General features: G+C 32.2%; 16 protein-coding genes. 7 read left to right on the plus strand and 9 right to left on the minus strand.

Annotated features, from left to right (window positions below):
- The first annotated feature begins 29 nt into the window (after window positions 1-29).
- Window positions 30-173 carry a hypothetical protein gene (locus H600_RS0110495; RefSeq protein WP_026728751.1) on the plus strand — a complete coding sequence of 48 codons (144 nt, stop codon included), beginning with the start codon at window positions 30-32 and terminating at the stop codon, window positions 171-173.
- 52 nt (window positions 174-225) lie between these two features.
- Window positions 226-1071: an EamA family transporter gene (locus H600_RS0110500; protein WP_026728752.1), complete on the plus strand. Its 846-nt coding sequence runs from the start codon at window positions 226-228 to the stop codon at window positions 1069-1071.
- A gap of 84 nt (window positions 1072-1155) precedes the next feature.
- On the opposite strand, the gene H600_RS0110505 is transcribed toward H600_RS0110500, so the two are convergent.
- Window positions 1156-1710 carry a fasciclin domain-containing protein gene (locus tag H600_RS0110505; RefSeq protein ID WP_026728753.1) on the minus strand — a complete coding sequence of 185 codons (555 nt, stop codon included), beginning with the start codon at window positions 1708-1710 and terminating at the stop codon, window positions 1156-1158.
- 217 nt (window positions 1711-1927) lie between these two features.
- Between H600_RS0110505 and H600_RS0110515 the strand changes: the two genes are divergently transcribed.
- The gene (locus H600_RS0110515; RefSeq protein WP_026728754.1) at window positions 1928-2452 is read left to right on the plus strand and encodes an ExbD/TolR family protein; all 525 of its coding nucleotides are present in this window, start codon (window positions 1928-1930) and stop codon (window positions 2450-2452) included.
- A 13-nt stretch (window positions 2453-2465) separates the two neighbouring features.
- Window positions 2466-2996, plus strand: coding sequence for an ExbD/TolR family protein (locus tag H600_RS0110520; protein WP_026728755.1), 531 nt, complete (start codon window positions 2466-2468; stop codon window positions 2994-2996).
- 129 nt (window positions 2997-3125) lie between these two features.
- Here H600_RS0110520 and rpsA read toward each other — a convergent pair whose 3' ends face one another.
- The 8 genes from rpsA to lon form a co-directional block, all read right to left on the minus strand.
- Window positions 3126-4901 (minus strand): 30S ribosomal protein S1, encoded by a 1776-nt coding sequence (rpsA, locus tag H600_RS0110525; RefSeq protein ID WP_026728756.1) that lies wholly within the window; start codon window positions 4899-4901, stop codon window positions 3126-3128.
- A 406-nt stretch (window positions 4902-5307) separates the two neighbouring features.
- Window positions 5308-5634, minus strand: a complete 327-nt coding sequence (locus H600_RS0110535) for a helix-turn-helix domain-containing protein (RefSeq protein WP_026728757.1) — start codon at window positions 5632-5634, stop codon at window positions 5308-5310.
- Window positions 5635-5645: 11 nt separating this feature from the next.
- A complete protein-coding gene (locus tag H600_RS0110540) occupies window positions 5646-5978 on the minus strand; it encodes a type II toxin-antitoxin system RelE/ParE family toxin (RefSeq protein ID WP_026728758.1) in 333 nt (110 codons plus the stop codon).
- Between the two features lie 121 nt (window positions 5979-6099).
- Window positions 6100-7476: a nucleoside permease gene (locus H600_RS0110545; protein WP_026728759.1), complete on the minus strand. Its 1377-nt coding sequence runs from the start codon at window positions 7474-7476 to the stop codon at window positions 6100-6102.
- A 69-nt stretch (window positions 7477-7545) separates the two neighbouring features.
- Entirely contained in the window at window positions 7546-8238 is a 693-nt protein-coding gene (gene cmk / locus H600_RS0110550; protein WP_026728760.1) for a (d)CMP kinase, read from the minus strand.
- A gap of 203 nt (window positions 8239-8441) precedes the next feature.
- Complete coding sequence (locus tag H600_RS0110555; protein WP_026728761.1) at window positions 8442-9044, minus strand: murein L,D-transpeptidase catalytic domain-containing protein; 603 nt, start codon at window positions 9042-9044, stop codon at window positions 8442-8444.
- A gap of 3 nt (window positions 9045-9047) precedes the next feature.
- Complete coding sequence (gene porQ, locus H600_RS0110560; RefSeq protein ID WP_026728762.1) at window positions 9048-10067, minus strand: type IX secretion system protein PorQ; 1020 nt, start codon at window positions 10065-10067, stop codon at window positions 9048-9050.
- A gap of 208 nt (window positions 10068-10275) precedes the next feature.
- A complete protein-coding gene (gene lon, locus H600_RS0110565) occupies window positions 10276-12729 on the minus strand; it encodes an endopeptidase La (RefSeq protein ID WP_026728763.1) in 2454 nt (817 codons plus the stop codon).
- 284 nt (window positions 12730-13013) lie between these two features.
- Here lon and H600_RS0110570 point away from each other — a divergent pair, with 284 nt between their 5' ends.
- The 3 genes from H600_RS0110570 to H600_RS0110580 are packed head-to-tail and all read left to right on the plus strand — an operon-like array spanning window position 13014 to window position 15152.
- Window positions 13014-13568, plus strand: a complete 555-nt coding sequence (locus H600_RS0110570) for an RNA polymerase sigma factor (protein WP_026728764.1) — start codon at window positions 13014-13016, stop codon at window positions 13566-13568.
- Window positions 13565-14107, plus strand: coding sequence for an anti-sigma factor (locus tag H600_RS0110575; protein WP_245176551.1), 543 nt, complete (start codon window positions 13565-13567; stop codon window positions 14105-14107). The genes H600_RS0110570 and H600_RS0110575 overlap by 4 nt, the downstream gene beginning before the upstream one ends.
- Window positions 14091-15152 carry a hypothetical protein gene (locus H600_RS0110580; RefSeq protein ID WP_026728766.1) on the plus strand — a complete coding sequence of 354 codons (1062 nt, stop codon included), beginning with the start codon at window positions 14091-14093 and terminating at the stop codon, window positions 15150-15152. Before H600_RS0110575 ends, H600_RS0110580 begins: the two co-directional genes overlap by 17 nt.
- Window positions 15153-15162 lie beyond the last annotated feature (10 nt).

Consider the following 15162-nt stretch of genomic DNA (forward strand, 5'->3'; position numbering starts at 1 on the left):
TTTTATATCTTTGAAAAAACAAATCTGCCATGTACAAAATCTTAGCTAAATTAAATAAACTGTTGTTGCCTAGTTTTACCAAACAAGGTTTGGATATTTCAAAAGCCAAAAAATGGCAAATGGCAATTATTGGCTATCGCGCTTATGTCACAAAACGCGCATTAGGCAATTAAAATCAAATTTATACAGCAGAAAATAGTTTCATTTTTTTCTGCAATTTCAACTATGAAAACTAAAAAAATCAACCTACCTCCTGTTCAGGCAGTTTTACTGGCAATCATTAGTGTACAATGCGGCGCTGCGATTGCTAAAACATTATTCCCTGCACTTGGAGCGGCAGGTACAGCATCAATCAGGATTGGTGTTTCGGCAATAATTCTTCTTTTAGCTTACAGACCTAATTTAAAAACAATTACGAAAGAACAATGGAAAGTTGTAATTCCATATGGATTTTCTTTGGGTGCTATGAATTTGATTTTTTATTTTTCAATCGAAAGAATTCCAATTGGACTTGCTGTTACATTAGAATTTATTGGTCCTTTATTACTTGCAATTATCGGATCAAAACGTCTTATGGATTATTTCTGGGTTGTTTTAGCTGCAATCGGAATTTTATTAATTGCTCCTTGGACAAACGAACGCTTAGATAGTCTGGGTGTCATCTTTGCTTTGCTTGCTGGAGCACTTTGGGCTGCATATATCGTCTTTGGTGGGAAAATTTCAAAAATTTTAAACGAAGGCACAGCAGTTTCAACAGGAATGTTATTGGCCGCAATTCTCGTTTTACCTTTTGGTATTTTCGAAAACGGATTAGCAAATCTTACTCCAAGACTTTTCGGAATGGGTTTTGCGCTTGCATTATTGTCGAGTGCGATTCCATTTACTTTAGAAATGAAAGCTTTAGGCAAACTTCCTCCAAGAACTTTTAGCATTTTAATGAGTTTAGAACCAGCGGCCGCTTCTATATGCGCTTTTATATTTCTGAATGAAAATTTAAGCTTTTATGAAATTTTGGCTGTCGTTTGTGTTGTTGTCGCTTCGGCTGGTTCTACATTGACTTCTAAAAAATAATCCAATAAAGTATTCAAAAAATGGAAATTCCAAATTCCAATTAAGCTTGCAATTTGGAATTTTTAAATTTGGAGCTTTGTCGTTTTATTTCTTCGGCAGCAAAACAGCATCAACAACATGAATTACACCATTTGACTGATTTACATCTGCTATTGTTACTTTCGATTTATTTCCGTTTTCATCACTGATATATAAATCCTTGCCACTCATCCAAGCTGTTAATGTCCCACCACTAACCGTTTTAAAAGTTGTTTTTCCTTTTCCATCTTTTATAGCTTTTGCAATATCAGATGAATTCATTTTTCCTGCAACAACGTGATAGGTTAAGATCGTTTGAAGCATTTTTTTATTTTCTGGTTTCAATAAGTTTTCTACAGTTCCTTTTGGCAATTTATTAAAAGCTTCATTAGTTGGGGCAAAAACAGTGAAAGGACCTTTTCCTTGCAAAGTTTCAACTAAATCTGCTGCTTTTACTGCCGCAACAAGAGTGGTATGATCTTTTGAATTTACGGCGTTTTCAATAATATTTTTATTCGGATACATCGCTGCACCGCCAACCATTACTGTTTTTTGTGCATTAGATGCAAATGCAAATCCTAAAGTCAAAACTACCGCTGATAAAATTTTTTTCGTTTTCATAATTTATAAATTTTTAGTTATAAGCTCATTTACGCAGATAGTTTTGTTTTGGTTTTAAATTAAAAAATACATTCAATGACAAAATCACCAAATTATCAATCTCAACTATTGAAAAATATAGGACTAAGAAAATTTTATATTTTTTCATAAAATCTGAAAAACAATTCAATTTTGTCGCCATTTTATTATTAACTTTAAAATACCAAAATCATCTAGTATGCAAAATCTACCTAAAAAAATCAGAAGCAAAAAGTTAAATTCAAGAGTTGACTTAACTGCAATGGTCAGCGTTTCATTTTTACTAATAATATTTTTTATGGTTGTTGGAGAATTATCTAAGCCAAAAGTATTTGATTTCGCATTTTCGGAAAAAGATGTCTGCAGAGGAACTATTGCATGTATAGACACAAGTCGTTTGTATACAATACTCTTAGATGAAAACAACAAAATTGTTGCTTATTCAGGTCTTTTATCAGATAGTAGCGAAACACCAAAAAAATCCGAATACGGCAGAAAAGGCATCAGAAAAGAAATATCTGTTCATAAAAAATCAGTAGACGAAAGAATGATTTCTATTGGAAAACCTAAAAACAGTGTAATTGTTATCATAAAGCCCACTAAAAGCAGTAATTTCAAAAATTTGATTGATATATTGGACGAAATGAAAATCAATAATATAGACACTTACGCTATTGTAGATCAATTTACACCAGAAGAAGAAAAATTATTAGCTTCTAATTAATAAATTAATGCTTATGAAAAATCTACCTAAAAAAATCAGAAGCAAAAAGTTAAATTCAAGAGTTGACTTAACTGCAATGGTCAGCGTTTCTTTTTTATTGATTATATTTTTTATGGTTGTTGGAGAATTATCGAAGCCAAAAGGCATGGAATTCGGCAAACCAAATTGTATTGATGAATATCCTCGCACTGGATGTTATATGCATGCCGAAAGGCGTGTCATGACATTACTTTTAGATGACAACAATAAGATAATTACTTATACAGGATTACTATTTGTTCCCATTGATGCACCAAAAGAAGTTCAATATGGTAAAGACGGCATTAGAAAAAAATTATTAGAGAGAAATAAAAAAGTACTAGAATATTCTGCTCAATTAGGAAAACCACAAAATGGACTTATAGTTATTATCAAACCAAGCAAAAAGTCCAGTTATGGAAATTTAGTAGATATACTTGATGAAATGAAAATTACAGGAATTAACTCCTATTCTGTTGTAGATTATTATACTTCAGAAGAATCAAAATTACTTGCCTCGAATTAAATTCATAAAAATTTTAAGCCATAAAGTTCTCGACTCCGGTAGAAATAACAAACTTGAAACCTGAAACAAAAAAATATAAAAAAAGTCCCGCATCACTGTGGGACTTTCTATTTATAGGAATCTAAGAAATTATTTTTTCTCAGTTTTTTCCATTTTAGCTTTTAAAGCAGCTAATACATCATTGTTGTCACCTAAAGTTGCAGCTGGTGCGTTTGTAGATGCAGATGCAGTAGTTTCAGCAGCAGCTTTCACGTTTTTCTCTTCTTCTTCTCTGAAGATAGCAGTGTGAGAAGCAACTACTCTTTTGAATTCTTTGTTGAATTCAATTACTTTGAAATCAGCAGTATCACCTTTTTTCAATTTCTTTCCGTCTTCTTTTTCAAGGTGACGAGTAGGAATGAAAGCAACGATATCATCTCCGAATTCTACAGTAGCTCCTTTGTCAACGATTTCAGAAATCTCACCGTTGTGGATAGTTCCTACAGCGAAAGAATCTTCGTATTGATCCCAAGGATTAGCAGTAGTTTGTTTGTGACCTAAAGATAATTTACGTCCTTCAACATCTAATTCTAATACAACTACATCAAGTTTTTCACCAACATTTACAAACTCAGATGGGTGTTTAATTTTCTTAGTCCAAGAAAGGTCAGAAATGTAGATTAATCCATCAATTCCTTCTTCTAATTCTACGAAAATACCAAAGTTTGTAAAGTTTCTAACGATACCTGTATGTTTAGAACCTACTGGGTATTTAGAAGTAATGTCAGTCCATGGATCTTGAGTCAATTGTTTGATACCTAATGACATCTTACGATCATCTCTGTCAAGAGTTAAGATAACTGCTTCAACAACATCTCCAACTTTCACGAAGTCCTGAGCAGAACGTAAGTGAGTTGACCATGACATTTCAGAAACGTGGATTAAACCTTCAACACCTTCAGCAACTTCGATGAAAGCACCGTAATCAGCGATTACAACTACTTTACCTTTAACTTTATCACCAACAGTTAAGTTAGCATCTAAAGCATCCCATGGGTGAGCGTTTAATTGTTTCAATCCTAATTGAATTCTTGTTTTCTCATCATCGAAATCAAGGATTACAACGTTTAATTTTTGGTCTAATTCAAGAACTTCACTTGGGTGGTTGATTCTGCTCCAAGAAAGGTCAGTAATGTGAATTAATCCGTCAACACCACCTAAGTCAATGAACACACCATAAGAAGTAATGTTTTTAACAACACCTTCTAATACTTGTCCTTTTTGTAATTGACCGATGATTTCTTTTTTCTGTACTTCAATATCAGCCTCGATAAGCGCTTTATGAGATACAACAACGTTTTTGAATTCGTGGTTGATTTTTACCACTTTGAATTCCATCATTTTGTTTACATATACATCGTAGTCTCTAATTGGCTTAACGTCAATTTGAGATCCAGGTAAGAACGCTTCGATTCCGAATACGTCAACAATCATACCTCCTTTAGTTCTACATTTAACAAAACCGTTAACGATTTCTCCAGTTTCATTAGCTGCAATAACTCTATCCCAAGATTTGATAGTACGTGCTTTTCTGTGAGATAATACTAATTGACCTGTTTTATCCTCACGGATGTCGATTAATACTTCTACTTTGTCACCTACTTTTAAGTTTGGGTTGTAACGAAATTCGTTTAAAGAAATAACACCTTCAGATTTAGCATTGATATCAACGATAACGTCTCTATCTGTAATTCTAACTACAACTCCTTCAACTACTTCTTCTTGATCTGTAGCGATGAAAGTTTTTGATACTAGTTCTTCAAACTCTTGTAAGTTTTTTTCATCTACTGCATCGATTCCTTCTTGGAAGTTGTGCCAGTTAAAATTTGCTAAAAACTCTTCTTGTGATTTTGTTTGTTCAGACATGCTGATAAAAAATTTGTATTCTGTTTTTCTCGAGTTTCTCCAAGCGATAGAAAATACAGAAGTTGTTTTACATAAATGGTTGATACCTAAAGGAAACTCTTCTCTGCCAAAAGGTTTGCAAAATTAATACATTTTTCTGAATTAACAAAACAAAACCGATATGATTATCAGTTGATTATTTATGAAGCAGAAGATTTATGTTTTTTGAAGAAGCTAAGTCCCGCTATCCGTTGCAATCTTTTATGATGAACCTCACCATAAAAGGATTTTCACTTCTATCGGGGCTACATTAGAAAGTTTTGTTTTTCATAAGATCTTAATTAGAAAAATCCGACAGGTTTTAAAAACCTGTCAGATTTACTATGCACAACTATCTTTTTCAAAGCTTTAAATTTTAGCAAATATTTTATGATACCTGCAAACTTTGATTTTCAATTTTTACATTAAAACTTATTTCTGCCTTTAATGCTTTAAAAACTTTCATAACCGTATCTATCGTTGCACTATTGGCACTACTTTCCAGTTTTGAGATTTGTGATTTTTTCACACCAACTAATTCACCTAATTGGTTTTGCGTCAGATTTCTTTCTTTTCTAGCAGTTTTAATCATTCTTCCTAATAACTCCATATTAAGTTCGTATTCATATTGATCTCTTTCAGGAGTTCCTATCTTACCAATATATTTATCTTTCATCTCAGAAAGAGAATACGACTTCATTTTTTCCTTTGCCATCTTTATGAGTTTTACTTATTTTCGAAATATTTTAATCTTATTTTATGCGCTCTTTCAATTTCTTTTAATGGAATTTTGTTTACTTTTTTAATAAAACCATGAGTTGCAAAAACTAAAGTTTCCTGATTATTAGTCTTGTCCCAAAATGCTAAAAGCCTAATTTGAGTATTATTGAATCTAATCCTAAACTCCCATATATGATTATCTAACTTTTTAAACAGTCTCGGATCATTATTCTTTTCAGCTAAATCTATATTATATAATATTTTAGCAATTGCTTTTCGATCTAATGTGGAAATAAATTTATCTGCTTCTTCTAGAAATCTAGTTTCAAAATATTTCATTCAATTTATACATAACAAAAATACCACAAAGTTTCTATAAATAGAAACTTTGTGGTATTTTTTAATTTTAACTTATTTTACTTCTTCAACCTTTTAACGCCGAAAAAGATCAAATATTATTTTAATGACTCAAATTCTCAATCTCCTTCGGATCATGTTTATGCTTAAACAAAACAGCAAAAGCAATTGCAATAACCAAAGCATAAGCGGCAAAAGACAACCAGATTGTATGCCAGTCTTTCATTAAAACCGGATTTGCAAAAATTCCATCTGCAGAAACTGAATTTCCTTGGCTTTTTACAAATTCTAGCATTTTAGAGTTCGTTGTATCTGTTTGTAAAAATCCTGCCAACTCAGTTGTATTAGCAAATGATTTTGTAAAGAAACGATCAATTGCCCAACCAGAAGTCAAACTTCCTAAAACTGCCCCTACTCCATTTGTCATCATCATAAACAAACCTTGTGCAGAAGAACGAATTTTAGAATCGGTATTACTTTCTACGAATAAAGAACCTGAAATATTAAAGAAATCAAACGCCATTCCGTAAACAATACAAGATAGGATAATCATCCATAATCCGCCTACAGGGTCTCCAAAAGCAAACAATCCGAAACGTAATACCCAAGCCAGCATACTAATCAACATAACTTGTTTGATTCCGAAACGCTTTAAGAAAAACGGAATCGCTAATATAAATAACGTCTCAGAAACCTGAGAAATCGACATTATAATAGTTGAATATTTAATTACGAACGAATCTGCATATTTTGGAAAATGCTTGAATTCATCTAAGAAAACATCTCCATAAGCATTTGTCAATTGTAATGCTCCTCCTAAAAACATAGAGAAAACAAAAAACAAAGCCATTTTATAATTTGCAAACAATTTGAAAGACTCCAAACCAAAAGTCTCAATCCACGTTGCATTTTCTTTAATCAATCTTTGAGGTTCGCATTTTGGCAATGTAAAAGCATAAATTCCAAGAATTAAAGCACCAATTCCTGCAATATAAAACTGATATTCAGTTGCCTTGCTCCCACTTAAATTAGTGATCCACATCGCAACAATAAAACCAATAGTTCCCCAAACACGAATTGGAGGAAAATCTTTGACAATGTTTTTATTGTTTAATTTTAATGAAGTATACGAAATCGAGTTGCTCAAAGCGATTGTTGGCATGTAACAGCACATTGCCAAAAGCATCACAACAATAAAGTTATCCGGAGTGGTAACTTGTGCAATTCCAAACAAAACTGCTGCGTAGGCAATATGTAGAAAGCCATATAATTTTTCAGCATTTACCCATCTGTCGGCAATAATTCCGGTTAATGTAGGCATGAATAAAGAAGCAATTCCCATGGTACCAAATACTAAACCAAATTGTGTTCCTTCCCAATTTTTGGTTCCAAACCAATAATTTCCAATTGTAATCAGCCAAGCTCCCCAAACAAAAAATTGAAGAAAACTCATTACGATTAACCTGTTTTTAATTCCCATATATCGAAATTGTCTTTAAAATAAAAATGAAGCGGTAAAACTAACATTTAAAATAATATCTGCAAAAAATTAAGCGTTTTTTACAACATCATTTATTAATTCCAAAACCGCAGCGAACTGCTCTTCTTTATTCAAGTAAGAATTATCAATTTCGATTGCATCATCGGCAATTACTAATGGCGAATCTTCACGATGTGTATCCATATGGTCGCGGTCAACTACATTTTTCAAAACCTCTTCATAAGTGACATTATTGCCCTTTTGTTGCAATTCATCAAAACGCCTCTGCGCACGAGTTTCTGCGCTGGCAGTCATGAATATTTTAAGTTCGGCGTCAGGAAAAACAACTGTTCCAATATCTCTCCCATCCATTACAATTCCTTTGTTTTTCCCCATTTCCTGCTGTTGTTCTACTAATTTAGAACGAACTTCAGAAACTGCAGCAACTGTACTAACAAAATTAGACACCTCAATAGTTCTGATTTGTTTTTCCACATTTTCACTGTTCAAATACATTTCTGCAAAACCTAAATCAGAATTAAATTTGAATTCTAGCTGAATTTTTGGCAATGATGCAATTAGAGCTTCTTTTTCAAAAAAGTCGACTCCAATAAGATTATGTTGCATAGCAAAATAGGCAACTGCACGATACATTGCTCCAGTATCTACATAGACATATTCAAGCTCTTTTGCCAGTTGTTTTGCCAAAGTACTTTTTCCTGTTGATGAAAATCCGTCGATTGCAATGGTAATCTTTTTCAATTTTTTATTTTTATTTTATTAGTCTAATTAATCAAAGTGTTGCAAATGTAACCATCTTTCTCTTTATTCGGAAGATTTACAACAGTTATAAAAGATTACTTTTAAACAAAAAAAAAGCTTTCGATTATCAAAAGTAAAATTACTTATGACAATAAAAAGCTATATTAATTTAAATTAAAAAGTTATTTCTTAGTTTGTTTATTTTAATAGTAAATATCCATCAAAATATTCTTTTTAGAACCATCAATTAACTTCTGGATTCTTTTGAAAAATTCTTCGTTTACCATTGGACATCCGTGGCTATTGCTAATATAATGATCTTGCTCATCATATGGCACAGCTGAATAGGAATGAAGCACAATTGCTCTCTTTAAAGCATTATTGTTAGTTTCTTCCAAACCTGCAAGTCTATAAGCTTTTCCAAAAATACCTTTGTATGTTTTTCCAATTGAATATCTTCCTAATGCAGTGCAATTTGAATTTGGCATATTGCTGAATTTAAGAATTCCTCTTATTCCCGTTTCAGATCCAGAACCATGCGCTACAAGACCTTGATCTATAACTTCATTCTTTTCTAAATCATAAACAAAAAAGCGATTTTTTCCAGATGGAACTTTCATATCAATCAAAAACGCAATTTTAGAATTGTATTTCTGATCGTTTTTAATCATGTTTTTGATATCTACTATTCTAGTATTGATCCTTTCGATCTCAACATTGGTTATCGTAGATTCTTCTTTGAAGTAGTGTTTTGCTCCCGTAAAAACACCTACAGTCATAAATAAAAATAGAGTAAATATTTTCATTAACTATTGAAAATTTAAAGTTAGACCAAAAAGACTTGTATTAGCTGCCAATGTATATCTTGAATAAGAATAATTGAATTTTAATTTATTTATTCTTAAACCAAATCCTAGTGAAACTCCAGAAAAATTACGTTGTTCATCTATCCGTAATTCTTCTCCCCTTCTAAAATTATATCCTAAACGTAAATTGAATGCTTTTTGGGGAAATAATTCTACTCCAAAAGCGACGTGTCGCAAAGCATTATTTACAAACGAAACTTTTTCATCACTTGTTGAACCATCAATACTGGTTTCTCCACGAACGGGATTCGAAAAAGAAATGTTCCATTGTTGCAAATTCTCTAATGAAAGATGCCAACGAAGCGGTACATGCTCTAATTCCTGCGAAACACCAGCTATGATTTCAAAGGGCAAATTTTCCTTTATTCCAGAATATGTGGTAAACTGTGTACCAATGTTGCGGAATACTAAAGCCAAATTTACATTATTTTTTTCAATTTCATACAAAATTCCCACATCAATTGCACCACCTATAGAATTATAACTTTCTAAAGTTGAAGTTATTAACTTAGCATTTACACCAATATGGAGATCCGTATAAGGAACATTGTACGCATATCCTAGCGTCAACGCGCCTTCGCTTCCTGTAAAATCTGAAGTTGCCTGACCATTTTCATCATAACCTTCAAAGCTACCATAATTTACATAACTTACACCGGCATAAAAAGTTTGAATGTGCCTGTCATAAGTATACGCATACGATGCTGTTCCGTAAGAAGCTTCCCCGTAATAACTACCGTAATTCATCGCAAGATGATTATCCATATCTTCATTTAAAACCGCGGGATTAAACATCACCTGATTAACATCTTCATCATAAATTGTAACTATTTTCCCTCCTAACGCTGCTTGCCTGGGCGATGATGTCAGGTTTAGAAATTGATAGGTGTAGCGCCCTCCTACTTGCCCGATTGAGCTCGAACAAATTAGCAACAAAAAAAATAAAACAATCTGTTTTAACATGTTTTTGGAACGTTCCTATGTGGGAATAACGTAAATACAAAGATAAAATTATATAATTGAAAAAATAATTTTTATAATTAGCTTAAAATCAATAACTATACCAGAAATAAATTGAAAAATCATTCATAGAAGGGCATAAAAAAAATCCAAATCCCAATCAGAAAATTGGAATTTAGATTTTTATTGAAATTTATTATTAAAAAAGAATTTATTTCAAATCTTTAGCATTTTTTACATTTTGATCTGTCAAAGCAATGGCCAAAACTTCACTCATTTCTTTTACATAATGAAAATTAAGTCCTTCTAAATATTCAGCTTTGATTTCATCGATATCACTTTTGTTTTCGTGACACAAAATGATTTCTTTGATACCAGCCCTTTTCGCTGCCAAGATTTTTTCTTTAATCCCGCCTACTGGCAAAACTTTTCCTCGTAAAGTAATTTCTCCAGTCATTGCAAGGCTCTTCTTTACTTTCTTTTGAGTTAGCAACGAAACCAATGAAGTCAACATTGCTATACCAGCACTTGGACCGTCTTTTGGAGTTGCGCCTTCTGGAACGTGCAAGTGAATATTATATTTCTGAAAAATTTCTGTACTCAATCCCAATTTCTTAGCATTAGCTTTAATATATTCTAAAGCAATTGTAGCCGACTCTTTCATGACATTTCCAAGATTCCCTGTAATTGTCAACGATCCTTTTCCTTCTGAAATCAACGATTCGATAAACAATATATCACCTCCAACACTTGTCCAAGCTAAACCTGTAACAACTCCAGCAACATCATTGTTTTCATATTTATCGCGCTCCAATCTTGGCACGCCCAAAACTGTTACAATATCTTCGTCTGTAACTTTTTTATTGTATTCTTCTTCCATCGCCACTGCTTTTGCAGCATTACGAATTACCTGTGCAATCTTAGTTTCCAAGTTACGAACTCCAGATTCACGCGTATAACCTTCAACAATTTTTTCCAATTGTTTTTTGCCAATAGTCAAATCCTTAGAAGTTAATCCATGTGCTTCCAATTGTTTTGGAAAAAGGTGTCTTTTTGCAATTTCAACCTTTTCTTCAATTGTATAACCAGACATTTTGATTACTTCCATTCTATCACGCAATGCTGGCTGAATTGCCGCCATATTGTTTGACGTTGCAATGAACATCACTTTTGACAAATCATATCCCATTTCAAGGAAATTATCATAAAAAGCATTGTTTTGCTCAGGATCTAAAACCTCTAATAATGCAGAGGATGGATCACCGCTGTTTCCACTAGATAATTTATCTATCTCATCTAAAATAAACACAGGATTTGATGTTCCAGCCTTTTTCAAACTTTGAATGATTCTTCCTGGCATTGCTCCAATATATGTTTTTCTGTGTCCGCGAATCTCTGCTTCATCACGCAAACCACCTAATGAAATACGTACGTATTCACGTCCTAAAGCTTCAGCAACTGAACGCCCGATTGAAGTTTTACCAACTCCCGGAGGCCCTGTCAAACATATAATTGGTGATTTCATGTCATTTCGCAATTTCAAAACTGCCAAATGCTCAATCATTCTTTTCTTAACCTCTTCAAGACCAAAATGATCTTTATCTAATATTTTTTGAGCGTGTTTTAAATCGAATTTATCTTTAGAATATTCACCCCAAGGCAATTCTAAAAACAACTCTAAATAATTTCTTTGAATTCCGAAATCTGGCGACTGCGGATTCATACGACGCATTTTAGATAACTCTTTCTCGAAATGTTTCTGCGTTTTTTCGTCCCATTTTTTGGTTTTCGCCTTCTGCCCCATTTCATCCATTTCCTCTTCTTGCGAAACACCTCCCAATTCTTCTTGAATGGTTTTCATTTGCTGATGAAGGAAATATTCTCTTTGTTGCTGATCTAAATCAAAACGCACTTTTGACTGGATATCGTTCTTCAATTCTAATTTTTGAAGCTCAACATTCATATAACGCAAAGTTTCCAAAGCGCGTTCTTTTAAACCATTTATAGATAAAAGCCCTTGTTTTTCTTTTACCGATAAATTCATGTTTGATGAAACAAAATTGATCAAAAACGATTGGCTTTCAATATTTTTGATTGCAAATGTTGCTTCTGATGGAATATTTGGGCTTTCTTTGATAATCTGAATTGCTAATTCTTTTACAGAATCTAAAATAGCTGTAAATTCAGTATCATTGTCTGCTGGTCTTTCCTCTGCAACTTCTTTGATCGTTGCATTCATATATGGTTCTTCTGAAACTACTTCATCAATTTCAAAACGTTTTTTTCCTTGTAAAATAACAGTAACATTTCCGTCAGGCATTTTTAAAACGCGAAGAATTCTTGCCACAGTTCCAATTTTATGAATATCATCTTTTGATGGATCTTCATCTTCTTCATTAATTTGAGAAACTACACCAATGATTTTCCCTCCAGCATTGGCATCATTAATTAATTTGATTGATTTATCTCTTCCCGCAGAAATCGGAATAACTACACCTGGAAATAAGACGGTATTACGCAAAGGCAAAATTGGCAGAGAAACCGGAAGTTCCTCATTATTCATTTCTTCTTCGTCTTCGGGAGTTAATAATGGAATTAATTCTGCTTCGGAATCAAATTCCTGAAGTGACAGATTGTCAATAGTAAGTATTTTATGATTTGACATAATAATATATAAGTCGTTTTGTCATTAAATGATTAATACAATCTACAAAAGTAACATTCCTTGGGGCAGTTTTTAGTAAAATTATGCTAAATGTTATCTTTAAAAGATAGGACATAAAAATAGTCAATCATTGTGCCAAAAGCAAAAAAGAAGATTCTGAAATCAATTTGGGCACCAATTTAGCCATTGGAAAGAAAAAAAAATAAAAAAAATAAAATTAATTTTATAGAAAGTGTAACAAATAAAAAAAAGTCCAGTCATTATAAAAAACTAGCAACCATTACTTGAGTATAACCAACCAAAATATCGAAGAATTAATCGCGCTTTGTAAAGAGAATAATCAGAAAGCCCAATTTGAAATTTACAACAGATACAGTAAAGCTATGTATAATGTAGCGTACCGTATTGTAAAAGACGAACATTTTGCACAAGACGTCATGCAAGAAGGTTTTTTGAAAGCATTTACAAAAATAAACGACTACAAACAAGAAGTTGCTTTTGGCGCGTGGTTGAAGAAAATTGTGATCAATTATAGTATTGATTTTTACAAAAAGAATAATGCTTTTCAGATCGATGATCTAAGCAAGACGCTTTATAAAATTGAGGATAATGATGACTTTTATTCTGAAACCATTGATTTTAACACATTAAAAGTAAAACAAGTTTTAGACACCATTTTGAGTCTGAAGGACAACTACCGAATGGTCCTGACACTATTTTACATTGAAGGTTACGATCAAGAAGAAATAAGCGAAATTTTGAACATTAGTTATCAAAACTGCCGAACTACATTAAGCAGAGCAAAAGAAAGTTTGCGAAAAAAATTAGAGGAGATATGAAAATGGAAAAGAACAACGACAATTTAGATCAATTATTCAACAAGTTTGAAGACCAATGGGATGTTCAAGAATTAAATCCAGATCATCAGGATGTTTTCTTGAGCAAACTAAACCAAAAACAGCCTAAAAAGAAAAATTATTGGTTTGCTACAGCAATTGCTGCAACTATAGTTTTAATGCTTGGAATAACTGTTTTTTATAAAAATGAAAAGCCAAAGGAATTCAAATTTGCATCTAAAGAAACGCAACGCACAGATTCTATTTTCAACATCCTAATTGATAACGAACTGGTTAAGCTCAAAGAAAAAAGTTCGCCCGAAAATGAGCAAATCATAAATGACGCATTAAAACAAATGAAAGTTTTTGATGCCGATTATCAAAAAATCATTAGTGAATTGCAGAAAAACGGCGAAAACAAACAAATCATTTATGCCATGATAAGCAATTTGCAAACTAGAATTTCCTTTTTGCAGACGGTTTTGAAAAGAATTGAAGAAAACGAAAATTTAAAAAACACTAGCCATGAAAAAACATTATAAAATACTAATTCTGTTCATTTTGATTCCTTTTTTAGGGTTTTCAAATGATGATACTGCTATCTCAAAACAAAAAAGCATCAAAAAAACCTTTATCGTAAATTCTAATGCCGGAATCGACATTGATAACAAGTATGGAAATATTTCAGTATCGACTTGGGATGAAGATAAAATTGACCTTGATATTACAATAAAAGTTACTGGCGGAAATGAAAACTGGGTCAATGAAAAACTAAACACAATTGATGTTGACATTACAGGATTGAAATCAATGGTTACCGCTGTTACGAAAATTGGAAATTCAACAAACAAAGGACGAGGAAGCAGCAATAGTTTTGAGATTAATTATGTGATTAAAATCCCAAAAAATGGAACCGTGAAATTGATGAACAAATACGGAAACATTACAACAATGACTATAGATGGCGCAACCGACATAAGCTGCAAATACGGAAAAGTCACTCTTGGGAAATTAAACAACTCAGCAAATAGACTAAATATTGAATATTGCCAAAATTCATCAATTGATTTTATAAAAAATGGTACAGTGCTAGCACGTTATTCTGGCTTAAAAATCAATGATTCTGGTAATATTAATTTTGATGCAAATTATACTGATTTAGTGGTTTCTGATGCGCAAAACATTAAATACGATTGTAATTATGGAAATCTGAAATTTCAAAAAGTAAACTCTTTTTCAGGTTCTGGAAACTACCTTACAGTGTCAGTTGCTGAAGTATCAAGCAATTTAAGCATCAATACCAATTATAGTAAAGTAAATATTGGTTCATTGACAGAAAAGGCAAACAATGTAAATATTAACTCTGGATACACTGATATTTCATTAGGCTACAATTACAATTATGCTTTCGATTTTGATATCAACACTAAATACGCAAACATTAAAAATGGAGATGATCTTGAAATTAACATCAGCGAAACTAAAAACAATTCAAAAAGTATAAGCGGTTATCATAAAAAGAAAGGTCAGAATAAGGTAATAATTAATTCAAATTACGGAAACGTATCATTAATCAAAAAACAATAATTTTAAACAA

The organism is Flavobacterium denitrificans DSM 15936, from assembly GCF_000425445.1.
GTDB classification, from domain to species: Bacteria; Bacteroidota; Bacteroidia; order Flavobacteriales; family Flavobacteriaceae; genus Flavobacterium; species Flavobacterium denitrificans.